Annotated in this window: 23 protein-coding genes and 1 pseudogene; 14 read left to right on the top strand and 10 right to left on the bottom strand. The window is 55.8% G+C overall.

The window, feature by feature from the left end; translation table 11 throughout:
• The first annotated feature begins 6 nt into the window (after positions 1 to 6).
• The 8 genes from alr (at position 7) to tsaD (ending at position 7,876) form a co-directional block, all read left to right on the top strand.
• Positions 7 to 1,245 (top strand): alanine racemase, encoded by a 1,239-nt coding sequence (alr, locus tag QZR18_RS00200; protein ID WP_178705444.1) that lies wholly within the window; start codon positions 7 to 9, stop codon positions 1,243 to 1,245.
• On the top strand, positions 1,245 to 1,799 hold the full coding sequence (gene tsaE / locus QZR18_RS00195) for a tRNA (adenosine(37)-N6)-threonylcarbamoyltransferase complex ATPase subunit type 1 TsaE (RefSeq protein WP_178705447.1): 555 nt from the start codon (positions 1,245 to 1,247) through the stop codon (positions 1,797 to 1,799). Before alr ends, tsaE begins: the two co-directional genes overlap by 1 nt.
• A 9-nt stretch (positions 1,800 to 1,808) precedes the next feature.
• Positions 1,809 to 2,504, top strand: coding sequence for a tRNA (adenosine(37)-N6)-threonylcarbamoyltransferase complex dimerization subunit type 1 TsaB (gene tsaB, locus QZR18_RS00190; protein WP_178705450.1), 696 nt, complete (start codon positions 1,809 to 1,811; stop codon positions 2,502 to 2,504).
• Positions 2,501 to 3,049: a ribosomal protein S18-alanine N-acetyltransferase gene (gene rimI, locus QZR18_RS00185; RefSeq protein ID WP_178705453.1), complete on the top strand. Its 549-nt coding sequence runs from the start codon at positions 2,501 to 2,503 to the stop codon at positions 3,047 to 3,049. Before tsaB ends, rimI begins: the two co-directional genes overlap by 4 nt.
• Positions 3,050 to 3,256: 207 nt before the next feature.
• Complete coding sequence (locus QZR18_RS00180) at positions 3,257 to 3,958, top strand: succinate dehydrogenase cytochrome b subunit (protein WP_019126467.1); 702 nt, start codon at positions 3,257 to 3,259, stop codon at positions 3,956 to 3,958.
• A gap of 15 nt (positions 3,959 to 3,973) precedes the next feature.
• A complete protein-coding gene (locus QZR18_RS00175; protein WP_009408830.1) occupies positions 3,974 to 5,953 on the top strand; it encodes a fumarate reductase/succinate dehydrogenase flavoprotein subunit in 1,980 nt (659 codons plus the stop codon).
• Entirely contained in the window at positions 5,950 to 6,693 is a 744-nt protein-coding gene (locus QZR18_RS00170) for a succinate dehydrogenase/fumarate reductase iron-sulfur subunit (protein WP_009408831.1), read from the top strand. Before QZR18_RS00175 ends, QZR18_RS00170 begins: the two co-directional genes overlap by 4 nt.
• A gap of 85 nt (positions 6,694 to 6,778) precedes the next feature.
• Positions 6,779 to 7,876, top strand: coding sequence for a tRNA (adenosine(37)-N6)-threonylcarbamoyltransferase complex transferase subunit TsaD (gene tsaD / locus QZR18_RS00165; RefSeq protein ID WP_178705457.1), 1,098 nt, complete (start codon positions 6,779 to 6,781; stop codon positions 7,874 to 7,876).
• Here the strand turns inward: tsaD and QZR18_RS00160 are convergent.
• Entirely contained in the window at positions 7,857 to 9,095 is a 1,239-nt protein-coding gene (locus QZR18_RS00160) for a THUMP-like domain-containing protein (protein ID WP_291458496.1), read from the bottom strand. The genes tsaD and QZR18_RS00160 overlap by 20 nt on opposite strands.
• 217 nt (positions 9,096 to 9,312) lie before the next feature.
• Between QZR18_RS00160 and groES the strand changes: the two genes are divergently transcribed.
• Positions 9,313 to 9,609 (top strand): co-chaperone GroES, encoded by a 297-nt coding sequence (groES, locus tag QZR18_RS00155; protein WP_009408834.1) that lies wholly within the window; start codon positions 9,313 to 9,315, stop codon positions 9,607 to 9,609.
• A 209-nt stretch (positions 9,610 to 9,818) separates the two neighbouring features.
• Here the strand turns inward: groES and QZR18_RS00150 are convergent, their stop codons facing one another.
• The 3 genes from QZR18_RS00150 to QZR18_RS00140 form a co-directional block, all read right to left on the bottom strand.
• Positions 9,819 to 10,673, bottom strand: a complete 855-nt coding sequence (locus tag QZR18_RS00150) for a cytochrome c biogenesis CcdA family protein (protein WP_178705460.1) — start codon at positions 10,671 to 10,673, stop codon at positions 9,819 to 9,821.
• Positions 10,670 to 11,461, bottom strand: a complete 792-nt coding sequence (locus QZR18_RS00145; protein ID WP_178705464.1) for a thioredoxin domain-containing protein — start codon at positions 11,459 to 11,461, stop codon at positions 10,670 to 10,672. The genes QZR18_RS00150 and QZR18_RS00145 overlap by 4 nt, the downstream gene beginning before the upstream one ends.
• A gap of 170 nt (positions 11,462 to 11,631) precedes the next feature.
• Entirely contained in the window at positions 11,632 to 11,925 is a 294-nt protein-coding gene (locus tag QZR18_RS00140; RefSeq protein WP_009408838.1) for a WhiB family transcriptional regulator, read from the bottom strand.
• 344 nt (positions 11,926 to 12,269) lie between these two features.
• Here QZR18_RS00140 and QZR18_RS00135 point away from each other — a divergent pair, with 344 nt between their 5' ends.
• The 3 genes from QZR18_RS00135 to guaB all read left to right on the top strand — a co-directional run bounded on the left by QZR18_RS00135 (position 12,270) and on the right by guaB (position 16,215).
• Positions 12,270 to 13,196 carry a MerR family transcriptional regulator gene (locus tag QZR18_RS00135; protein WP_178705467.1) on the top strand — a complete coding sequence of 309 codons (927 nt, stop codon included), beginning with the start codon at positions 12,270 to 12,272 and terminating at the stop codon, positions 13,194 to 13,196.
• A gap of 105 nt (positions 13,197 to 13,301) precedes the next feature.
• Entirely contained in the window at positions 13,302 to 14,594 is a 1,293-nt protein-coding gene (locus tag QZR18_RS00130) for an AGE family epimerase/isomerase (protein ID WP_295909950.1), read from the top strand.
• A 103-nt stretch (positions 14,595 to 14,697) separates the two neighbouring features.
• Positions 14,698 to 16,215: an IMP dehydrogenase gene (gene guaB / locus QZR18_RS00125; protein WP_178705473.1), complete on the top strand. Its 1,518-nt coding sequence runs from the start codon at positions 14,698 to 14,700 to the stop codon at positions 16,213 to 16,215.
• Between the two features lie 67 nt (positions 16,216 to 16,282).
• Here guaB and QZR18_RS00120 read toward each other — a convergent pair whose 3' ends face one another.
• Together QZR18_RS00120 and QZR18_RS00115 are read right to left on the bottom strand one after the other, a co-directional pair.
• The gene (locus tag QZR18_RS00120; RefSeq protein ID WP_178705476.1) at positions 16,283 to 17,017 is read right to left on the bottom strand and encodes an exonuclease domain-containing protein; all 735 of its coding nucleotides are present in this window, start codon (positions 17,015 to 17,017) and stop codon (positions 16,283 to 16,285) included.
• 111 nt (positions 17,018 to 17,128) lie between these two features.
• A complete protein-coding gene (locus QZR18_RS00115) occupies positions 17,129 to 17,314 on the bottom strand; it encodes a hypothetical protein (protein ID WP_178705480.1) in 186 nt (61 codons plus the stop codon).
• Positions 17,315 to 17,693: 379 nt separating this feature from the next.
• Between QZR18_RS00115 and QZR18_RS00110 the strand changes: the two genes are divergently transcribed.
• The gene (locus tag QZR18_RS00110; RefSeq protein ID WP_178705482.1) at positions 17,694 to 18,815 is read left to right on the top strand and encodes a GuaB3 family IMP dehydrogenase-related protein; all 1,122 of its coding nucleotides are present in this window, start codon (positions 17,694 to 17,696) and stop codon (positions 18,813 to 18,815) included.
• Positions 18,816 to 18,868: 53 nt separating this feature from the next.
• On the opposite strand, the gene QZR18_RS00105 is transcribed toward QZR18_RS00110, so the two are convergent.
• The 4 genes from QZR18_RS00105 to fumC form a co-directional block, all read right to left on the bottom strand.
• Positions 18,869 to 19,348 (bottom strand): hypothetical protein, encoded by a 480-nt coding sequence (locus tag QZR18_RS00105; protein WP_178705485.1) that lies wholly within the window; start codon positions 19,346 to 19,348, stop codon positions 18,869 to 18,871.
• Positions 19,349 to 19,585: 237 nt separating this feature from the next.
• Complete coding sequence (locus QZR18_RS00100; protein ID WP_178705489.1) at positions 19,586 to 19,837, bottom strand: hypothetical protein; 252 nt, start codon at positions 19,835 to 19,837, stop codon at positions 19,586 to 19,588.
• Between the two features lie 141 nt (positions 19,838 to 19,978).
• Positions 19,979 to 20,209 (bottom strand): hypothetical protein, encoded by a 231-nt coding sequence (locus QZR18_RS00095; RefSeq protein ID WP_295909945.1) that lies wholly within the window; start codon positions 20,207 to 20,209, stop codon positions 19,979 to 19,981.
• A 223-nt stretch (positions 20,210 to 20,432) separates the two neighbouring features.
• Entirely contained in the window at positions 20,433 to 21,842 is a 1,410-nt protein-coding gene (gene fumC, locus QZR18_RS00090) for a class II fumarate hydratase (protein ID WP_178705492.1), read from the bottom strand.
• Between the two features lie 428 nt (positions 21,843 to 22,270).
• Here fumC and QZR18_RS08255 point away from each other — a divergent pair.
• Positions 22,271 to 22,354, top strand: a pseudogene (locus tag QZR18_RS08255) (twin-arginine translocase TatA/TatE family subunit); the annotation flags it as partial.
• Between the last annotated feature and the right edge of the window lie 17 nt (positions 22,355 to 22,371).

Raw genomic sequence — 22,371 nt, 5'->3', positions numbered from 1 at the left:
TGGGGAGTGGAAACTTCCAAACATGGATGCGGATACCCTTCGGTAGCATCCGTTGATCTTGCAGCGTTCGCGCATAATCTTGCCCATTTGCGAACCTGCGCCCCGTCTTCTTTGCAGATGGCGATCATTAAGGCCGATGCCTACGGGCATGGTTTGCTTCCCGTTGCCCAAGCTGCCCTGGGTGCTGGAGCCGATTGGTTGGGTGTCGCTCAATTAGCCGAGGCCTTCGAGCTGCGTGAAGGACTCGATAGCGCGGGGATTGCGCGTGATCGCGCACCGATCTTGGCATGGATTTCCACCAGTGGAAGTGATTTCGAATCCGCGATCCGTGCAGATATTGACCTGTCTGTGTCCTGGACGTGGGTTCTTGATGAGGTCTGTGCGGCGGCACGTCGCTGCGGGCGCCCCGCCAGAATTCACGTCAAGGTTGACACGGGGATGTCACGTGCGGGTTCAACTTTGGCCGATCTGCCGGGGCTTGCCCAGGCTGTACGAGCCGCAGAAAATGCCGGCCTTGTCCAGATAGTTGGCGCATGGAGTCACCTTTCACGAGCAGATGATCCCAGCGTGGCCGGCGAGCAATCTACGCGCCGGCACCGTCAGATATTTGAAGAGGGCTTGCGTATTCTCGCCGAAGCTGGACTGCGTCCGCAGATTCGCCATCTAGCTGCAACCTCAGGGATTTTGTGGCACCCGGAAACCCACTACGACATGGTTCGTGTGGGGATCGGAATGTATGGACTTTCCCCTGATCCTTCAGTCGCAAGCGCTCAGGAACTGGGACTGATACCCGTGATGACGCTGAGCGCTCCACTCACGTCGGTCAAGGTTATCGAAGAAGGGACCCCGGCCTCGTACGGAGGAACCTGGCAGGCCCCGAGCCGTCGTTGGGTGGGTTTGGTCCCACTGGGATACGGAGACGGGATTCTACGAGCGGCCTCCAATGGTGCGCCGGTTGTTGTTGAGACTGATTCAGGTCTGGTGAAGGCACAGATCGTTGGTCGGATCTGCATGGACCAATTCATCATCGACCTGGGGCCCGCTGACGGGCAGAAAGACACAGCTACGCAGAACAGTGGCAATGCGCCCGCCCATGTAGGCGATCGAGCCGTTCTTTTCGGCGATCCGGCCAAGGGATACCCGATCGCAGATGAATGGGCCGCGCATGCGGGCACAATCAACTATGAGGTCATTACTCGTTTGGGAGAACGCATTCCCAGGCAGTACGTGAACGAAGAGGAATAATGACGCAGACACAAACGAAGCAGTACAGCTATCGTGTGAGCGATGCAGAGCAGACTCGCGAGTTAGGTGAAGAGCTTGCGCGTCACTTACGCGCGGGCGACCTCCTCATGCTCCGAGGCGGCTTGGGCGCCGGCAAGACTACCTTCACTCAGGGAATTGGCCGCGGGCTTCAAGTGCGAGGGACAGTTGCCTCCCCGACATTCATCGTTGCGCGCGTTCACCCCTCGTTGGTCGGAGGACCTGACCTCATCCACGCCGATGCCTATCGAATTCGTGACCTCGATGATCTGGAGACTCTCGATTTGGATTCAACTATTGATCAGGCTGTGACAGTTGTTGAATGGGGCGAGGGCAAGACCGAAGCCATGAGTGATGCGCGCCTTGAAATTGAGGTGCGGCGCGCGAGCGGGGGAGAGGCCGCACGTGACGGTGATGTTGTTGACCTCGAAAGCATGGATGACGGTCAACGCATCATCACATTTACGCCCTACTCGCACCGCTGGGACGGTGTCTTTGATGACCTTGCACCACAGTTGCGTGCGAGCGTGGAATAGGATCGACTTATGACCGAATTGTGCATTGATACCTCTGGAGCAACTGCAGTAACCGTCGTCGATGACGGGAAGATACTGGGGAGCTCGAGGAATGAGTCGGGTCGTCACCACGCAGAATCGATTACCCCCTGCGTCCTCGAAGCCCTTGAAGAGGCCGGTTTGCCGACCGACGCCGCAAAGGCCGGTCTTGACGCCGTGTGCGTAGGCACTGGTCCTGCTCCTTTCACCGGTCTGCGAGCCGGACTTGTTTCAGCACGTGTCTTCGCGAAGGCGGCGGGGATTCCGGTCTATGGCGTCTGCTCTTTGGATGTGATCGCCCGCGCTGCTTTGGATCACCTGTCGCCGGACACTCATGTGTATGCATTGACCGATGCTCGCCGTAAGGAACTGTATTGGGGACATTACCTTGCAGAAGGCCCCGATGATGTTCGCTTGCTTGGGCGTCTTGAGGTTGGCTACGCGCGTACCTTGAGTAGTGCCTTGCGTGAACAAGAAGGACTGCTGGTTTCTGATGCGCCGATCCCGGCGCACAGTGCCGATGAACTTGCCGGCGCAGAAATGGGACCGGTTCTTCCTCTAGACCCTTCAGTCATGGTTCGCATTGTCCGAGCGCGCCTGGCTCGCGGTGGAGAGGACCGTTTGGGTACCGAACCCTTGTATCTGCGTCGCCCCGATATTCATGGGCAAGCGCCGGAGCGTATGTGAGCACAGCAAATCCCAGTGCTGCCCCCGCCCAAGGTTTTCAGGAAACGCTAAGCGCCTGCGCGCACAGGCTTGCCCAGGCCTCGGGAGGAAAGCTTGTCGTGTTGGGGCCACAGGACTGGCGCGCAGTTATTGCACTGGAACAGGCGATCTTCCCCGAGGACCCGTGGACGCCTGGGATGCTAGCCGAGGAACTTTCCTCGGGACTGAGCGTCTACTTTGGCGTGTGTGCTGATGCTCCCCAGGGTGAACTTCCTGTGTTGTGTGGCTATGCGGGTGTCAAGATTGGCCTCGATAGCGACGTGATGACCATGGGGGTTCTTCCTGATTTTCGAGGCCGTGGCTTAGGACGCGCGCTGATGGACGCTTTGCTTGAACTTGCACGGCAGCGGGGGAGTGAACGAGTTTTCCTGGAAGTGCGAGCGTCCAATACCCCAGCGATCACGCTGTATGAGCAATCAGGTTTTGAACGTGTCGGTGTCACCAAGGCATATTTCCGAAACCCGCGCGAAGATGCGGTAAACATGCGCCTTGTTTTCGACGCATGAAAATACGAAAAATTATGTTGCCCTAATACGGTGTTTTCTGACAGATTTTGTCGACTTTGTGACGCATTTTCACGGGGCTTCTCCGCGCCGCTATTTCCCTGAAAAATCAGGGTTTTAGGGAAGACTTATCTGACGCTGTGAGCAGATAAGGAGCGCTCGGGCCAGCAGTCCTACGGAAATGACACTCCTTCAGCTTAGGCTTGAGTCATGGCCACAAAAACTGTCGCAACTCGCAAGCGTCGCGCATGGACTACGACCGTTTTCGTCAAGCAACTTATGGCGATCTCCGGCATCGTGTTCGTGCTCTTCCTTCTTTTCCACTCCTACGGCAACCTCAAGATGTTCTTGGGGCAAGAAGCCTACGATCACTACGCACACTGGCTGAAAGAAGAAGCCTTTGTACCGATCTTCCCTCACGGTGGGTTTATCTGGGTATTCCGCGCAGCTATGGTTCTCATGCTGGTGATCCACATTTGGGCAGCAGCAGTGACGTGGAAGCGCTCACGCCGCGCACGTCGCAGTGCGTACGTTGTCAAGCGCAGTGCAGCTGATGCTTATGCAGCACGCACCATGCGTATGACCGGTGTTCTGCTCTTCTTCCTCATCGTCTTCCACATCCTGCACTTCACCACGGGAACCATCCGTACCGGATTCGTCGCAGACTCCACTCCTTACGAGCGCATGGTCGCGACTTTCCAGAATCCCTTGATGGTTGTTGTCTACCTGATCTTCATTGGTCTGGCAGCGCTCCACGTTTCTCACGGTTTCTGGTCGGCATTCCAATCTCTGGGTTGGGTCCGCGGTGGAACCCGCAAGTTCATGGAAGTTCTCTCCGGCTTGGTCGGTGCGCTGATCTTCCTGATGTTCGCGCTTCCCCCGCTGGCGATCGTCGCCGGTTACATCTCCTGACAAGGATATTGAGACATGACTGATACTTTGATTCACGGGCTGTACCGCGAAGGCGACGACATCGCCGATACCAAGGCCCCGCTGGATGTTCCCCTCGCAGACGCTTGGGAAAAGCGAAAGTTCACTGCGGCTCTGGTCAACCCCGCAAACCGTCGTAAGCTCCACGTCATCATCGTGGGTACCGGCCTTGCCGGTGGTGCAGCTGCCGCCTCGCTGGGCGAGATGGGCTACAACATTGACGTGTTCTTCTACCAGGATTCCGCTCGTCGTGCGCACTCCATTGCAGCGCAGGGTGGTATCAACGCCGCGAAGAACTACCGCAACGACAATGACTCCGTCTACCGCCTCTTCTACGACACCGTTAAGGGCGGCGATTACCGCGCACGTGAGACCAACGTCTACCGTCTGGCTGAGGTCAGCGCGAATATCATCGACCAGTGCGTCGCACAGGGCGTGCCCTTCGCACGTGAATACGGCGGCCTGCTCGATAACCGTTCCTTTGGCGGCGTCCAGGTGTCGCGTACCTTCTACGCACGCGGCCAGACAGGTCAGCAGCTGCTGATTGGCGCCTACCAGGCGCTCGAGCGTCAGGTTGCTGCCGGTACCGTTACCGAGCACTCCCGCCACGAAATGGTCGAACTCATTGTTTCTGACGGCCGCGCTCGCGGCATCGTCGCACGCGACATGACCACCGGCAAGCTTGAAACCCATATTGCGGATGCGGTTGTTCTTGCAACCGGCGGCTACGGAAACGTCTTCTTCCTGTCGACGAACGCCATGGGCTGCAACGCCACCGCAATTTGGCGAGCATACCGCAAGGGCGCATACTTCGCGAACCCCTGCTTCACCCAGATTCACCCGACCTGTATTCCGCAGCACGGAGATCAGCAGTCCAAGCTGACGCTGATGTCCGAATCTCTGCGTAACGACGGTCGTATTTGGGTTCCTAAGAAGGCAGAAGATTGCGAGAAGGATCCTCGTGACATTCCCGAGGAAGATCGCGACTACTACTTGGAGCGTATCTACCCCTCCTTCGGCAACCTTGTTCCTCGCGATATCGCAAGCCGTCAGGCAAAGAACATGTGCGATGAGGGTCGCGGTGTTGGTCCGAAGATTGACGGCGTGGCTCGCGGCGTCTACTTGGACTTCTCCGAGGCAATCTCCCGTATGGGCCGCGCAGCGGTCTCCGCTAAGTACGGCAACCTCTTCGATATGTACGAGCGCATCACGGGTGACAACCCTTACGAAGTGCCCATGCGTATCTACCCGGCTGTCCACTACACGATGGGTGGCCTGTGGGTTGACTACGATCTGGAATCAAACCTCCCCGGCCTCTACGTTGCCGGTGAAGCGAACTTCTCTGATCACGGCGCGAACCGCCTGGGTGCATCCGCACTGATGCAGGGGCTGTCCGATGGTTACTTCGTTCTTCCGAACACCATCAACGACTACCTGGCACACTGCTTCAACCTCCCCAAGCTGGATGAGTCCTCCGAGGATGTTGTTGAAGCACTGAACTCCGCTCAGGGTCGCATTGACAAGCTCATGTCGATCAATGGTTCCCGTTCGGTGGATTCCTTCCACAAGGAACTGGGCCAGATCATGTGGGAATACTGCGGTATGGAGCGTCGCGAAGAGGGCCTGAAGAAGGCCATCGAGATGATCCGCAAGCTTCGCGCCGACTACTGGCGTGACGTTCGCGTTCCCGGCAAGTCGATTGGTGAACTCAACCAGTCCCTTGAAAAGGCTGGCCGTGTTGCAGACTTCATGGAGCTGGGCGAGCTCATGTGCATCGATGCCCTGCACCGCGAAGAGTCCTGTGGCGGTCACTTCCGTGCGGAGTCGCAGACCCCCGAAGGTGAAGCCCTTCGCCACGATGACAAGTACCTCTATGTTGCAGCTTGGCAGTGGGGTGGCGAGGATCAGCCTCCGATCCTCCACAAGGAAGCCTTGATCTACAACAACATCGAGCTTAAGCAGCGGAGTTACAAGTGAACCTGACACTGAAGATTTGGCGCCAAAACGGACCCGAGGATCCGGGTGCCATGCACGAATACCAAGTCCGCGGCATCTCTGAGGAATCCTCGTTCCTGGAAATGCTCGACGTGTTGAACGAAGAGCTCTTTGCTCGCGGCGAAGAACCGATCGCATTTGACTCTGACTGCCGTGAAGGCATCTGTGGTCAGTGTGGCATTGTCATTAACGGTATTGCCCACGGCCCTGAGGTCACCACGACCTGCCAGCTGCACATGCGTTCCTTCAACGATGGTGATGTCATCACCATCGAACCCTGGCGTGCGGAAGCATTCCCGATCATCAAGGACTTGGTTGTTAACCGCAGCGCTCTGGACCGTATCGTTCAGGCTGGTGGCTACATTTCGGTGAACACCGGTGCCGCACCGGATGCTAACGGCACTCCCGTTCCCAAGCAGGATGCGGACCGCGCGTTCGAAGCCGCTGCTTGCATCGGTTGTGGCGCCTGCGTGGCTGCCTGCCCGAACGCCTCGGCAATGCTCTTCACCTCGGCGAAGGTCACTCACCTGCACCTGCTCCCGCAGGGCAAGCCTGAGAACTACCGTCGCGTTGTCAGCATGCTCAACCAGATGGATGAAGAAGGATTCGGTTCCTGCACGAACATCGGCGAGTGCGCGGCCGTCTGCCCCAAGCAGATTCCGCTTGATGTCATTTCCACGCTGAACCGTCAGCTGGGTAAGGCAGCGCTCAAGGGCGTGTGATCCTTAAAAGGAATCTTTGCAACACCGGTGTGGGGACGATCCATTAGGGTCGTCCCCACACCTTTTTGTAGGAAGGTCGGGGCGAATGCACCAAGCACAGCAGCGGACTAAACTGGGCCGGGTGAGTGAAAAAGAGCCTTTAGTACTGGGTATCGAGTCAACCTGCGATGAAACGGGCGTTGCGCTGGTGCGCGGCTGCGAGCTCCTGGTTGATCGCACGGCTACATCAATGGATCAATACGCCCGTTACGGCGGAATTATCCCCGAAATCGCTTCGCGCGCTCACCTTGAGTCTTTCCTTCCCACGCTTGATAGCGCCCTTGATGAAGCCGGCGTGACTCTTGACGATGTCGATGCGGTGGCCGTTGCTGCTGGTCCCGGCTTGGTGGGTTCCCTCACGGTTGGTATCTGTGCGGCTAAGGCACTGGCCTCCTCAATTGGAAAACCGCTGTACGGGGTCAATCACGTGATTGGTCACCTTGCGGTCGATAAGCTCGCTGAAGGTCCTCTGCCCGAACGTTTTATCGGACTGGTTGTTTCCGGTGGCCACTCGAATCTTCTGCTCATTAATGACATCGCAACGGATGTTCGTGAGCTCGGTGGAACCCTTGATGATGCTGCTGGCGAGGCCTTCGATAAGGTCGGACGTCTCCTTGACCTTCCCTACCCGGGTGGTCCGCACGTCGACCGCCTCTCACAAAAGGGCGACCCCACTGCTATCCGTTTCCCGCGAGGTCTGGCAGCTGGCAAAGATCAGGAACGCCACAAGTACAACTTCTCTTTCTCGGGCCTCAAGACCGCGGTCGCCCGCTATGTTGAAGGCCTTAAAGAACGTGGTGAGGAAATTCCCGCTGAGGATATTTGCGCGGGCTTTTCCGAGGCCGTCAACGATTCCTTAACGGCGAAAGCAGTTCGCGCTGCACTCGATCACGGATGCTCGACGATCGTTGTGGGCGGTGGCTTCTCCGCTAATTCCCGACTTCGTGCGTTGCTGGCTGAGCGCGGTAAGGCTGCAGGTTTGGAAGTACGCATGCCTCCGCTGCGTTTTTGCACGGACAATGGGGCACAGATTGCCGCCATGGGCTCAGAGCTTGTGCGTGCAGGGGTTGAACCGTCAGATTGGGATTTCTCTCCCGATTCCGGTATGCCCTTGACGCAAACCTCTATGCTTCCCCGGCACTGATTCGTCGGGCAATAATTGCCCGGTGTGATTGGCCAATTCGCGTGGCGATAACGACACCCGGCTGACTCCCCGTGAGTTTGAGGGACTTGCGCAGCACATCGGGTTGAATGTCGGCGCCGCGTTTCTTGACCTCGACACGTCCAATATCGTGTGCTCGAAGTGCCTGTTGAATATTTTTAGCGCGCAGGTTGACCTGGTCGATGACTTCGAATATTGCCGCGAAGGCAGTGGGGATCAACTGCGATGCGCTGAGGTAGGCAATCGATTCGCTGATCAGATGCGCGTCGAGATCCTCGCTGAGCCTTGCAACCATACCCGCGCGAATAACCGCAGAATCTGGCTCGTAGAGGTAGCTCCCCAGCTGCCCAACTATTGCCTGCCGGGCAGGCGAATCGGCGAAAGGTGTTTGGGGGTCCTCAAGGGTACGGACCTCATCGTGGGTGATGACGCATGCTGAGCGCCCTGCCCCTTCGCTGGCCAGGGAAGGAGACCACAGCGCGGCCTCGAGAAGATCTCCATCAACACTGGTCCAGCGCGCGTGGAACTGGGAAGGAATAAGTTCGTAGGGGATACCCGGCGCAACTTTTACCCCTAAGCGCGGGACATACTGCGCCCAAGACAAAACGCGGTCCAAAGAAGGGGACCAATCCGAGGGCGAAGAAATGCGCTTGGAACCACCCTGTTTTCCTGTTCGGCGCGCGGGGTCAGCGAAAAGCGCGTCGAAACCTTCCGCCTCGAAATCTTCAGGACCCAGCGTGCTCACATCGCGTTTCTCAACGCGAGTGGAGGGGAACGAGGAAAGGTTTTCGCGAGCGGCGGAAAGTGCCTCGTCATTGATGTCGTACGAAGTAACCCGCATGCCCGCACGCGCGAAAGCAAGGGAATCTGCGCCGATCCCGCATCCGAGGTCTCCGATATGCGTTGCGCCGGAACCCACGAAGCGCGCGGCGTGCTCGCGGGCAAGAACCCATCGCGTTGCTTGTTCGTAGCCGTCGCGCGTCCACAGCATTGTGCGCGCAAGAGAGCCGAATTTTCCTTCCGCCTGGGTGCGTAACTGCAGTTGAGAGGCGATTGCCGAGGCCGTGGCCGGGTCATCCGTTTGCGCGCGGATTGCCAAACTGAGCTCCATGGGTGAGAGGTGGCGGTATTCCTCGTTTTCTTCCCATTGGGCAAGAAGTTCACGTCCGGGGGAGCAGCAGAGTGGATCAATGGAGGACATGGTCTCTATTGTTGCGGAATTTCAGGGAATTAGAGAAAAGATATGGGGCGTGTGGGAGGCTGAGTGGAGGCGGTAGACAGCATTGGCACTCAGCTTGCTAGAGTGCCAATCGAGCCCTAGACTGAGTGGGTAAGCACACATGCGATCCCAAACCTGACCCCCGCGACGGCAGGGACGGGATGACATTAATCGTTATGAGAAGAAAGGGAGTGCTGAAATGGCTATCACCATCAAGCCCCTCGAAGATCGTATTGTCATCCGTCAGGTTGACAGCGAAGAGAAGACCGCTTCCGGTCTGTACATTCCCGATGCCGCTAAGGAAAAGCCGCAGGAAGGCGAAGTTCTGGCAGTGGGCCCCGGACGCGTTGACGACAACGGCAACCGCGTCCCCGTGGACGTCAAGGTCGGCGACCACGTGATCTTCAGCCGTTACGGTGGCACCGAAGTCAAGTACGACGGCGAAGAACTGCAGATCCTGTCTGCACGTGACGTGCTGGCAATTGTTGAGCGCTGAATAGACGTTCATGCATCCGCGTGATGCATGAAGTGGTGAGCCCGGAGTGAACCTCCTGGCTCACCACTTTTTGCGTTCTGAGTGCAGATGCGTGGCTGTTACTTACTGCATCGGCGCTAACGCTGGCGGTGTTACCGCTGGCGGTGTTAGTACGGCTAGTGATGCTGTTAGCGCTGTTACTCGTCGTGACTGCGCTAGTGGCAATCGCGCTAGTCCTGCTGATCTTCCGAGGGCGTGGAAGAGGGAAGAGAAGCAGAGCGCGGTTTCCAGAGCAGGGCAACAATAGCGCCGATAATGAGTGCTCCTGCAAGGGTGATCACCCATGTGGGTAGTGCTCCAAAAAGTCCCATGATGGATTCTTCCCACGACGCAAGAGTGTCAATGGAGACGATCCCGCCAAGAGGGTTACTCAAGTCGATTTTGAAAATTGTGAGACCCAAAATGATGAGAACCAGTCCAGAGACTACATTTGTCCACGTCGTCTGACGCTTGAACAGAGTTAAGGGCTTCGGTCGCACGATCGCTTGGATACGCCCCGCGGAATGCTGCCAAAGTAGTGCGAGCACCAAAAGGGGAAATGCCATTCCAGCGGAATAGAAAACGACTGCGATAATGCCTTCTACGACTGAACCGCCCAAAGAGGAAGTTGCCAGTACTGCTCCAAGGATGGGACCTGCGCAACCAACCCCTGCAATTCCATAGGTAATACCCAAGAGGTAGACCGCCCATGCGGTATCACGTGACTGAGAAGCCGTTTCTAGGGAACGTACGCGGAAAACAGGAAGATCCAAGGAGAAGAGCGTGATCAGTCCAGCAATAATCACCAAAAGGGCGATGATGTGGGTAATGAAGGCCGAGTGTTCTCTAATCAGCGTGACAACGCTTGATAACGCTGCTCCCAGCGGGATCAGCGGAGTGAGTAAGCCCAGCCAAAATATCCCGCAGCGAGCGATCAATTTCCGCGGAGATTGAAACGCGTAGGAAAAGAAGGCGGGCAGAAGCATGACGGAGCACGGTGCGAGCAGTGTCAATACTCCACCGAGGAATGCAATAAGAGGATTCACTTCTTGAGGTGTTCTGCCTGGTTCTGGATAGTTGCCCGCACGTAGTCGGTATCGCGGAAGCCTGAGATAAAGCTATCGCCAATGAACATGAAAGGTGTGCCTTGGATGCCGATCTTGTAGGCGTCGTTTTGGGCCTGTTTGACTTCTGCCGCCGTTTCGGGATCGTTGGTATCGGCTTGGAAGCGCGAGATATCGGGGACGCCCGCCTTCTGCGCCAAAGCGGTCAAAGAATCCATCGTGTACTCGGGGTGGCCGGATGGGTTGGCCTCGCCATAGGCTGCACTCACGAACTCCCAGAAACGTCCCTGGTTGGCTGCGGCAATGCCAGCCTGAGCGGCAAGAGGGGAAGACTGTGAGATTTGTGCCAGATCGCGCCACTCAATTCGCAAGGTCCCGTTATCGACCAGATCTTGCAATTGCGGTTCGACTTGCTGCGCGAAACGCGTGCAGTAGGGGCAAGAGAAATCAGAGTAAAGCACCATCACGACGGGAGCGTCGATCGAACCCTTTGCTCGCGCGTCATTGGCATCACGACGCTGCTGAGAGTGGATGATGTCGAGTCCCTGTTGATCGGTAACAGTTGGCGCGTAGGATGCTTGGGCTTGCTGTGGGGAAGCGGTAGTTGCCTGTGTTTGCTGCATCGGAGTTGCGCTAGCCGAGGCCGTCGCTTGGGGTTGAGACGTTGACGGCCGGCTGGTCCACCAGACAGCAGCAGCAACAAGAACAACAGCGCATGCAAGAAGAAGAATGGCGATGATTCTCTGCTTGCCGAGGCCTCGAGATTCCATGGGGCACCTTTCGCATTTCGCACGGGATGACGGGGATGGGTTTCAGTCTATTCCATAGAGAGTGGGGAATAGGGGAAGAGAGCGGGGAATAGGGAAGCGGTTGACACTAGGTAAAAGAAACTCGCTCGGGACACCGACCCGAGCGAGTTCGAGGTGACGTTGTGAGGGGGTCAGGAAACTCGACGAATACGACGGCGCTGAATTTCTTCGCGACGTTCTTCTTCAGTCATGCCGCCCCAGATTCCATAGGGTTCCTGAGCTCGCAGAGCATACTCGCGGCACTGCTCAATGACAGGACAAGTTGCGCAAATGGCTTTTGCGTTGGCGGCACGGCGACGACGGGTTGAACCGCGTTCACCTTCGGGGTGGAAGAAAAGTTCCGTATCGAGGTCGCGACAGGCGCCCTGGTACTGCCATTCCCACGCGTCAATCGACGGGCCTGGCAGTCGAGAGACGTCAGACATGAGTACCTCCATTCATTGCATTTCCCTGCGCGAGACGTTCTCGGCGAGAAAGACTGCAAAAAGAGTACCGAATTGTGCAAGAGTTATTCAAGGCCCCTTCAGTGAATCATAGTTGTTTCACAGGAAACTTGAGCCGGCCGAAGTAACGCTGAAAACCGCATTATTACAGGAGATAACGAAATGCTGCAGAAATACTGAAAGCGTAATTTTGTTGCCCGTTACATAGTCGTTCTTAGCTGTCAGCGGACAAAATCTGACCGCTCGACTGGAAAAGGCAAGAAGGAAATCTGACAATCAATTAGGTAGCATTCACTTAGGTATCCTTCAACACGTCAGGAGTGGCCATGCCCCGTGCACAGCTCGTGCCTCCCGCTGCTCACGATGCGCCGCTGACCGTCACTGCAGTTTCTGCCAAACTCGGTGTTTCGGCCTCGACACTGCGAACCTGGGAAAGGCGCTACGGTCTGGGGCCCGGAGAGCGCTCCGCGGGTAGTCACCGTCGCTACCTTCCGGAAGATGTTGCCAGACTGACGCATATGATCGAGCTGATCCAAAGCGGAGTCACTCCCGCTGATTCTGCTGCGATCGTCCTTGCTCAAGATAAGGGAGAGCTGGAGGAAGTTCGCCCCCCGCGTACGGCAGATGAACTGGTTGTTGCCGCACAAGCAGGTGATCGAGACCGTCTTGTTCATCTCATCGAAGCAAGTGTCAGTGAAAAAGGCCTGCTTCATACATGGATGCTTTTGGTCGAACCCGCTTTTGAAATCATGGCTACTGATTATCACGGTGAAATTCCGGGTATCGCAGGTTCGTCAATGCTCAGTCAAGCGATGTATGACGTTCTTCGCGTGATGTCAGAACAACGTCCCGAACCCAAGTTCCCCTCTTCGCCCAGCATCATTATTTTGGGCGATCGTGCGCATCTTCTTCCCGCGCATGTCATTGGAGTCGCCCTGCGGTGGTACGGCCCGAATGTCGTGGTGCTGGGAGCGTGTAGCCGTGGCTGGACTGGTGGCCGCGAAAAACTTGATGCTTTTGTTGAAAATATCGATTCGCATGTCGCTGCTCTTATCACCATGGGACAGGGTGAGGACTGCAAGAACTTCGTCTCTGCGGCAGTTCACAACCACGGAATCGACGTCATCGAGGTGGGAACTCAATCCCCGCGCGTTCTGGACGACCATGTTCTTCGCGTTCGTACGGTCTCAGCGTGTGTTGAAGAGACTTTGGCCTTGCTGGGTGCGAAGGCCCCCGCAGCCTCTGTTCGCTGAGTTCTTTTGCGTTACCTCGTTCAATTACTGCATGTTCTTGCAACGTGTTAGCGTAGACGCGTATCTATTAGGTCGCGCAGGTGCGGCATGCACAGAGGATTAAAGATGACCCCGTGGGAAGATCGCCAGCTTATCGAAGCCTTCGATGAAGAATTCGAAGAACTTGTTCATTTTGCGGCGGGCTCGGTTGTAGATTGCGGTTTCGGGTACATGGATCGCAATGGGGTAGTGGATCCTTCAAAGCCAGTTGAACTGTGGATTACTGGGCGAATGACCTATGTTTTCGCGCTCGCGGCGCTTAAGGGTTACGACTGGGCGATCCCCCTGGTTGATCATGGTATTCGTTGCCTGACTGAAGGCCCTCTGCACGATGCTGAATATGGCGGCTGGTTCTCCGGGCTCGTGACAGAGATTGTTCAGCGCGAGGATGGCCCGCATTGGAAGGCGATTGAACCAGCCAATGACGGTCTGAAGCAGGCATACGCACATGCATTTGTCATCCTCTGCTCAAGCGCTGCAACAGTGCTTGGACGTCCGGGTGCCCGTGAGCTTCTTGATCGTGCGCTGGCTGACCAAGAGCTCCATTGGTGGGAGCCTCAGTTTGGGCGCGTCTGTGAATCCTGGAACCGCGATTACACTCGTGGCGAGACCTACCGTGGTGTCAACGCAAATATGCACACCGTTGAGGCTTACCTAGCTGCTTATGATGCGACGGGAGAGCGTATCTGGCTGGATCGTGCACGTGGAATCTGTCGTTTCGTTGCCGAGGTCGCTGAGCAGCTGCATTGGCGCATTCCCGAACACTTCGATGTCGAGTGGAATATGCTTCCCGATCACAATATCGATCGTCCTTCGGATCCTTTCCGTCCCTATGGCGCAACCCCCGGACATGGGATGGAATGGGCACGACTGATCCTCCACACTCGTGCGGCCTTCTTGGCTATGGGAGAGAGCGACGATTGGATGCTCGAAGCTGCTGAGCAGCTTTTCAACCGTGCCTGCTCTGATGGCTGGGATAAACATGGTGCGGAAGGTTTCGTTTACACCACTGACTGGGATGGGCGCGCGGTTGTGGATACTCGCATGCACTGGGTGCTGTGCGAGGCCGTCAATTCTGCATGTGTCTTAGGTCGCGTTCATGAAGAGGCCGGAGACGACGCGCGTGTTGCGGAGCTGAGTTCTCTGTATGCGCAGTGGGCTGATTGGGCGGACCGCTACCTTCGCGAGGCCACCGGTCGCTGGATCCACGAAGTTGACGCCTCGGGTGTGGAGTCTGGGACGACCTGGGAAGGGAAGGCGGATGCCTACCACGTCGCGCAGATGCTGCTTCTGCCGCAGGTTGGTAATACCCCGTGCTTTGCTCTGGCTTTGAAGGAGAAGGCAGAAGAAGAGGCCTAGTCCGCTTCTGCTCTCACTTTTCTGGGGTGAGCTTAGCCACGCATACTGGGTTTTAGGTCAAACCCAGTATGCTCTGGCCCACTTTCGGGCCTAGACTCTGTTCATGGCAGACATTCACAATGATCCTTTTGCTTTGACCGGACTGACCTACGATGACGTTCTGCTTCTTCCTGAACTGACCGATGTTGTTCCCTCTGAGGTTGATACATCTGCTCAGTTGACGAAGAAGATTCGCCTGCGTATTCCTCTGCTTTCCGCAGCGATGGATACGGTGACCGAGGCGCGCATGGCGATTGCAATGGCTCGCCAGGGCGGTATTGGAATCTTGCACCGAAACCTCTCGATTGAAGAGCAAGCGTCCCAAGTTCGTCAGGTGAAGCGTTCTGAATCAGGAATGGTTGAGGACCCGGTGACTATTGGTCCCGATGCAACCATCGAGGAACTGGATCGTTTGTGTGGCCACTACCGTGTCTCAGGCCTTCCCGTTGTTGACGATCAGCAGCAGCTCATTGGCATTATTACGAACCGCGATCTGCGTTTTGTTCCTACCGATCAGTGGTCAACACTGAAGGTTCGTGACTGTATGACTCCTCGCGAACGTCTGGTGACGGGCAAGGTTGGGACCAGTCGTGAGGAAGCGAAGGCACTGCTTGCGACAAATCGTGTTGAGAAGCTGCCGATTATCGATGAGGACGGGCATCTGACCGGTCTGATCACTGTGAAGGACTTTGTGAAGACTGAGCAGTATCCGAATGCGACGAAGGATGATCGCGGTCGTCTGATGGTCGGTGCTGCAGTTGGCTACTGGGGAGACACTTGGGAACGCGCCTGTGCGCTTCGTGATGCCGGCGTTGACGTCCTAGTTGTTGATACCGCTAACGGTGGTGCTGCCTTGGCTCTGGAAATGATCCGAAAGATCAAGGCTGACTCTTCTTTCGATGGTGTTCAGATCATTGGCGGCAATGTCGCAACAACCGAAGGTGCTCAGGCTCTGATTGATGCAGGCGTTGACGCTGTGAAGGTGGGTGTTGGCCCGGGTTCAATTTGTACAACGCGTGTTGTTGCGGGCGTGGGTGTACCTCAGGTGACTGCGATCTATTTGGCATCTCTTGCGTGCAAGCCGGCAGGTGTGCCTCTGATTGCTGATGGCGGCCTGCAGTACTCCGGTGATATCGGTAAGGCAATTGTTGCCGGCGCGGACACCGTCATGCTGGGTTCGCTTCTTGCTGGCTGCGAGGAATCGCCCGGCGAGGTCGTCTTCACGAATGGCAAGCAGTACAAGCGCTACCGTGGCATGGGCTCTTTGGGCGCGATGAGTTCGCGCGGACGCAAGTCGTACTCGAAGGATCGCTACTTCCAAGCCGATGTCTCTTCGGACGACAAGATCGTTCCCGAGGGCATCGAGGGCCAGGTTCCGTACACCGGTTCGCTCGCTGCAGTTGTCTACCAGCTGGTTGGCGGTCTGCATCAGACGATGTTCTACCTGGGTGCCTCGACGATTGACGCGGTCAAGCGTAATGGTCGTTTCGTTCGCATCACCTCTGCAGGCTTGCGTGAATCGCACCCGCATGACATCCAGATGACGACTGAGGCTCCGAACTATCACTCTTCGGCGAAGTGATTCGTCAGTAGGAAGTCTTTAAGGGCACGGCTTAAAGCCGTGCCCTTAATGTATTTGCGGTGTGTCCTTATTGCAGGGGCCAGCGGCGATCGATGTGTGTCTCCCTGCCCTTTGAACGCATGAAATTCTCAAAGTTCTCTGCCCAGGCTGCGTGGGCTTCCTTCTGGAATGCGTGGATTTCCCGGCAGTCTTTCGATGCGCAGTCCGGATATTTCCGGGCAATAGCAGCCAGGACATCAAGGGTCATGATGACGTCGTATTCAGCAGTGTGTGCGTTTTCTGAAACAGGAACACCGTAAGCCGCTGCCATCAATGACAGTTGCTTCTTTCCTTTGCGGAAGCGCTCAAGATTGCGGTCCAAGACCAGGGGATCGATGATCGGTACCGGTTCCGGGGTCCCAAGTCTGTCACTGAGTGTGGGAAGCGAGTGACGGCGAAGCTCTTCCTCGAGCAAGGTGAGGTCGTAGCTTCCATTGAAGGCAACGACTGGGTAGCCCTGCGCCATGTGCGCTGCCAATGCAGATGCGACTTCGTTGAGAACTTCTTCGATGGCACGCCCATGGCTGCGTGCGTATTGGGTGGTAATGCCGTGGATTTGTGCAGCTGTGTCTGGGATATCCACGCCCGGATCAGCTAACCATGTCGTAATAGTGTCGGAATCCGAGGATCCAGATGCGCCTTCGCTGCGCAGAACCAGAGCCGCGCTGACAAGACGGTCACGATGGGGATTGACGCCTGTCGTTTCGGTATCAAAGCCCAGCCAGGGGAGCTGAGCCCAAGAAAGGGGGTGTGTGTCTGCCATGAATTAAGTGTGCATCAGGGCACTGTCATTTGCGTCCAGTTTTTCAGTTTGTGGCGCATAAAAGTGTCCCGCTTCGACGAAGAAGCGGGACAGAATGGAATTGACCAGTGATCAGGGATGTAGAGGCAAGGGGAAGGAGAAACGCGTGTATGCGCAGGGCATCTGAGCGCGATCTCGTGATCCGAGCTTCCGGGTTGCACGTTCGCCTGTACGGCGCGATACATCCTGACGATTACGGTTTTCCGTGCGTGAACTGCGTCGGAAATCCTTGGTAATGGCAGCTGCTGCCGTCAACATGGTGACCTCCTGCGGATCAAATGACGAACACCGGTAGTAGGTGTATCTATGTGATGACATAGACAGTGTGCCTGTCTGCTTAGCCTGTTTCAAGTGTTTCGTGACGTTGCTTTTTCCCTTTCAGTTCAAGGGAGAATCGTGATTGAGTAAAGGTGAGGAAGTGGTGAAGTTTACCCATGGCCTCCTCATAAAGAGAATAAAATTAAAGTAAAATTTTTGAGCCTTTTGTCATGTGTCCACAGGTGTTAATGATCGAAAGTAAAACCGTATCGCCATGTAGACAATATGTGAAATCGCTTACATTAATTGGCTGGGGAGGCTTCGTATTTTCTATCCCCTGGTGACACATCCGACGAGATTGTGCGACTAGAATGGCGTCATGGCTAACGAGGTCGAAATTGGTCGAGGAAAACGTGGTCGTCGGGCGTATACCTTGGATGACATTGCACTAGTTTCGGCACGCCGGACCAGGGATCCCGCGGATGTGAATGTTGGTTGGCAAATCGATGCGTATCACGTCGACGTTCCTATTATGGCCGCACCTATGGACTCGGTGATGAGTCCCGATACTGCGATCCTCTTTGGCAAACTTGGCGGAATTGGGGTCCTGGATCTGGACGGATTGTGGACTCGCTACGAAAACCCTCAGCCGATTCTGGATGAAATTGCGCAGCTTCCAGCAGATGGGTCGATTGCGCGTTTGCAGCAGATCTATTCTGCTCCCATTCAAGAAGACCTCATCACCGAACGTTTGGAATATATTCGCAAGGCGGGTGTCGTTGTCGCCGGAAAACTCTCACCGCAGCGTACCCAGCGCTACTGGCGTGCAGTTGTCGAGGCCGGGGTGGACCTCTTCGTCATCCGTGGGACTACCGTTTCAGCTGAGCATGTTTCATCGCGTGCGGAGCCTCTGAACCTTAAACGTTTTATTTATGAACTCGACGTTCCGGTGATTGTTGGCGGTGTCTCAACAGATACTGCTGCCCTGCACCTTATGCGTACCGGTGCCGCAGGCATTTTGGTTGGCTTCGGAGGGGGAGCGGCGCATGCAACGCGCCAGGCTCTTGGAGTCCATGCGCCTATGGCAACGGCGATCGCAGATGTTGCTGCAGCGCGTCGTGATTACATGGATGAATCGGGTGGTCGTTATGTCCACGTGATTGCAGACGGTGGGATTGGACGCTCTGGTGATATGACACGCGCGATTGCCTGTGGAGCAGATGCCGTCATGATGGGCGCGGCCCTGGCTCGCGCCGAAGAAGCTCCCGGACGTGGATGGCATTGGGGGTCCGAGGCTACTCACCCAGAGCTTCCGCGAGGACACCGTGTTCGTGTGGGGACCTCGGGGACCTTTAGCGAGATTCTCTATGGGCCGTCAACGCGAGCGGATGGAACGCTCAACTTCATTGGTGCCCTTAAGCGGACAATGGCCTCGACGGGCTATTCGGAAGTGAAGGACTTACAGAAGGCCGAAGTCGTTGTCAGCCCCTACTGGCGCTAATAGATCTGGGTGGTGAACTTGATTGTTCACCACCCAGAATGACAGGTGTTCACCTATGCTGTCTTTTCGGTTTCCGAGCCGAAAGTTGGCGCGTGGGACTTGAGTTCTCCCATCCTGTATGGAAGGAAAAGGGTGGAGAGAAGAGTGCCCGTGAACAGCCATGGCAGTAGAGCCGGCGCTGTAATGACATCGCTATATTCATTGAGGAATGCGCCAAAACTGGGCATTGCATTCATCTGGAAGGTTCCAATCAGAACTCCCAGAGTTACGAATGGAATTGCGAAGTTGTAGGCGATCGCAATCCAACGGATTGACCGTGAAAGTTGGACCAGATTCGCCAGCCTGAGGATCAATCCCGCAAGAGTTAATGCAAACCCAATGATGATGCCCCATGCGAGTGGCTTGGAGAGCCACAACATTGGCTGATCGCTGAACATTCCCTTCAATGAAAAGACGATTCCAAGGGTGCCAAGGAAGAAAAAGACGTAGATCAAGCTATCGAGTGATGATCTCTTCTCGTCGATGATTTTCATAACGTCTCCTTTGAGACGAGAAGGTTGAAATGAAGTGCCGATCTGGCGGTGGCGAAAAATTCGCGACGAAATCACAGGCGGCATGCAGCGATTCTTTGGTGCATCCATGAATTATTATTCTTGAGCTCTTGAGCTCTTGAGCTCTTGAGCTCTTGTCAAGAGTCTTTTATGCAGATTAGGGCATAAAAGTGGGACGCCACGAAGTGTCGTCCGACGAAATAAAAAAGGTTCTGCCTATTAAGCTGCCGAGTCGATCAGCAGAACCGTGACAGATGGGATGAGAAGAATCAATGCCATGACAAGGGCGTAGCCCAGATTGCGCGCATAGGATGGGCCGTCTGCTTCAGAACGGTTCCAGATTGCTGTGAAGGGCAGGAAAATAGCCGCAAGTAAACCGGCTACTAGAACGGTGATACGTAGGCCGGGTATAAAAAGACCTGCGAATAGAAGAAGCGTTACGCAGGCGGCAGTAACAAGTGACTTTCTCACGAAGAAATCATAGGGGTATTCTCAGGACACTCTCAGTGAAAAAGCCTGTGATTTCAGTTAATCGAAAGTGTACTAATCTTCCTGAAGGTTCCGTAGAAGCAAACGTTATTGGGCGTCAGAGGCCTGGTGTGGGAGCAACAGTTATTGGGCGTCAAAGGTCTGGGCAAAGACCGACATGCTATCGCGAAGCTTCTTAATGTTCTTACGGTTCTGCCTCCCCTGGAATGCGGGAGCAAAACCTGTAGCTTCAACGCGCATTGCTACCGATGTGCCCTGCGGGACGGAGAAGGCTGAGATCCAAATCGTTTCACCGAAGGTCAGCATGGACATACCGGTTGTTGCATTAATGTGACCTGTCGTGGGGTCAACCATATGAATTCCCCACCCCAGCTTTTGTATTTCTTGAACCAGCAAAGAAAATGCATTCTCAAATGGAAGCGCAACAATGAAGCCGCCGTCGGTTTGACGTTCGAAAAGTGCCTCCAGAAACCTCTTTCCTTCAAGATTAATGCTTGTATTCTACCGCGCAGAAAAATGTCCCGGTTTGGGGAAACCCTCCAAACCGGGACATAACTACGCGTGATACCCAGCAGGCTTACTTGTCAGCGGCGCTGGGGTGCGTCATATCCGCGGGAACAACCCATGCATCAAACTCTTCGGGCGTGACGAAACCAAGCTCCAGAGCGGACTCGCGAAGCGAGATGCCCTTGTGGTGAGCGTTCTTCGCAATCTTTGAGGCCTTGTCATAACCGATGTGGCGGTTCAGCGCGGTGACCAGCATCAGGTTGATATCCAAGTGGTGCTGAATCTTTTCGCGGTTCGGCTCAATGCCGTATGCGCAGTGAATATCGAAGGAAACACAGGCATCACCCAGCAGGCGGATCGATTCCAGCACATTCCATGCCATGACGGGCTTGAAAACATTGAGCTGGAAGTTGCCCTGTGAACCAGCGAAACCGACGGTTGCATCGTTGCCGAAGACCTGGGTTGCGACCATGGTCATGGCCTCGCACTGGGTCGGGTTGACCTTGCCGGGCATAATCGACGATCCGGGCTCGTTCTCGGGGATGATGAGCTCGCCGATGCCGTCGCGCGGGCCGGAAGCGTACCAGCGCACATCGTTGGCGATCTTCATGAGCGCATCTGCCAGAACACGCAGTGCACCAGAGACCAGCACCAGCGCGTCGTGTGCACCCAGGGCTGCAAACAGGTTCGAGGCCTGCTTGAACTCAATGCCGGTTTCCTCAGAAATCTTCTGAGCAGCCAGCTGGCCGAATGCGGGGTGAGCATTGAGGCCGGTTCCCACTGCGGTTCCGCCAATTGCCAGTTCGCGTGCACGAGAATCCGCGTAGTGAATGCCATCAAGTGCGAAATCGATCTGTGCAACCCAGCCGGAAATAACCTGGCCAAGCGTAATGGGCGTTGCATCCTGCAGGTGGGTGCGGCCAACCATGACGACGTCGGCGTATTCCTTCGACTTCTTGTCCAGGGTGTTGCGCAGCTGCTCAACGCGCGGGTACATCGCTTGGAGCTCCTGGACCACGGCAATGTGCATTGCGGTGGGGAAGGTGTCATTTGAGGACTGGCCGCGGTTAACGTGATCGTTCGGGTGAACGGGAGTCTTGGATCCCATGACGCCACCCGCAAGCTCGATGGCGCGGTTCGAGATCACTTCGTTGGCATTCATATTGGACTGAGTACCCGAACCGGTTTGGAAGACAACCAGCGGGAAATGGTCGTCAAGCTTGCCCTCGATGACCTCATCGGCGGCGCGTGCAATCAGGTCTGCAATATCTTGGGGCAGCTCTCCCAGCTCGGCGTTTGCCAGTGCTGCGGCCTTCTTCAGCGTTCCCAGTGCGCGCACCATAGGACGGCCCCAGACGAAAGTGTTACGGCCGATGTCGAAATTGTGCAGTGAACGTTCGGTTTGTGCTCCCCAGTAACGATCTGCGGCAACCTCAACGGTTCCCATCGAATCTGATTCGGTACGGGTGTTCTCAGCCATGAGTATCTCCTTCACCTCTGTGATCAGGACTGTACCTCTTAAGCCTACCCGTAGAGCTTCAGATTTCAGGGGTCACATGTCCTACTTCGACACCTGAGCAAAAACGCAAGAAAAGTACACTCAGCGTCTGCATAGGGTTAAAGGATGAATCCTGTGCGCAAGACTCTTCTTCTTTTAGCCCCGAGGCCTCGGCCCGACCACTGCGATTGGTTGCCATTGGGGGATTCCTTGGTTGCGGGAAGTGGTGTAGAGAATCAAAACCTTGCCTTGACTCCGAGAATCGCACGAATAATTGCCGATACGGTCAATCGGCCGGTTCACTGGGAGACGCGCGCGAAACTGGGGTCGACGATGCGTCGTGTGCGATGCATTGATGGTAAGTTCCCTTGTGCTTGCACCCAGGCAGCTACGCGTGCAAAAGTGAAGACATGGACTTTCTTGGAATCAGCGGACCCGAAGCGATCATCATCGCTGTGGTGATCCTTGTGGTTCTAGGCCCCAAAGGAATGAGTGAAGCGGCGCGGCGCAT

The organism is uncultured Actinomyces sp., from assembly GCA_900541895.1.
Taxonomy (GTDB): domain Bacteria; phylum Actinomycetota; class Actinomycetes; order Actinomycetales; family Actinomycetaceae; genus Pauljensenia.
Note: the sequence above shows the minus strand (reverse complement) of the source record. Positions and strands in the feature narration are given on the sequence as shown.

Bases quoted from the DNA above. Each gene is read 5' to 3' on its own strand.
- tsaE (WP_178705447.1), top strand. From the start codon at position 1,245: ATGACGCAGACACAAACGAAGCAGTACAGCTATCGTGTGAGCGATGCA.
- tsaB (WP_178705450.1), top strand. From the start codon at position 1,809: ATGACCGAATTGTGCATTGATACCTCTGGAGCAACTGCAGTAACCGTC.
- QZR18_RS00180 (WP_019126467.1), top strand. From the start codon at position 3,257: ATGGCCACAAAAACTGTCGCAACTCGCAAGCGTCGCGCATGGACTACG.
- QZR18_RS00175 (WP_009408830.1), top strand. From the start codon at position 3,974: ATGACTGATACTTTGATTCACGGGCTGTACCGCGAAGGCGACGACATC.
- tsaD (WP_178705457.1), top strand. From the start codon at position 6,779: ATGCACCAAGCACAGCAGCGGACTAAACTGGGCCGGGTGAGTGAAAAA.
- QZR18_RS00160 (WP_291458496.1), bottom strand. From the start codon at position 9,095: ATGTCCTCCATTGATCCACTCTGCTGCTCCCCCGGACGTGAACTTCTT.
- groES (WP_009408834.1), top strand. From the start codon at position 9,313: ATGGCTATCACCATCAAGCCCCTCGAAGATCGTATTGTCATCCGTCAG.
- QZR18_RS00145 (WP_178705464.1), bottom strand. From the start codon at position 11,461: ATGGAATCTCGAGGCCTCGGCAAGCAGAGAATCATCGCCATTCTTCTT.
- QZR18_RS00140 (WP_009408838.1), bottom strand. From the start codon at position 11,925: ATGTCTGACGTCTCTCGACTGCCAGGCCCGTCGATTGACGCGTGGGAA.
- QZR18_RS00135 (WP_178705467.1), top strand. From the start codon at position 12,270: ATGCCCCGTGCACAGCTCGTGCCTCCCGCTGCTCACGATGCGCCGCTG.
- QZR18_RS00130 (WP_295909950.1), top strand. From the start codon at position 13,302: ATGACCCCGTGGGAAGATCGCCAGCTTATCGAAGCCTTCGATGAAGAA.
- guaB (WP_178705473.1), top strand. From the start codon at position 14,698: ATGGCAGACATTCACAATGATCCTTTTGCTTTGACCGGACTGACCTAC.
- QZR18_RS00120 (WP_178705476.1), bottom strand. From the start codon at position 17,017: ATGGCAGACACACACCCCCTTTCTTGGGCTCAGCTCCCCTGGCTGGGC.
- QZR18_RS00115 (WP_178705480.1), bottom strand. From the start codon at position 17,314: ATGTTGACGGCAGCAGCTGCCATTACCAAGGATTTCCGACGCAGTTCA.
- QZR18_RS00110 (WP_178705482.1), top strand. From the start codon at position 17,694: ATGGCTAACGAGGTCGAAATTGGTCGAGGAAAACGTGGTCGTCGGGCG.
- QZR18_RS00105 (WP_178705485.1), bottom strand. From the start codon at position 19,348: ATGAAAATCATCGACGAGAAGAGATCATCACTCGATAGCTTGATCTAC.
- QZR18_RS00095 (WP_295909945.1), bottom strand. From the start codon at position 20,209: ATGGTTGACCCCACGACAGGTCACATTAATGCAACAACCGGTATGTCC.
- fumC (WP_178705492.1), bottom strand. From the start codon at position 21,842: ATGGCTGAGAACACCCGTACCGAATCAGATTCGATGGGAACCGTTGAG.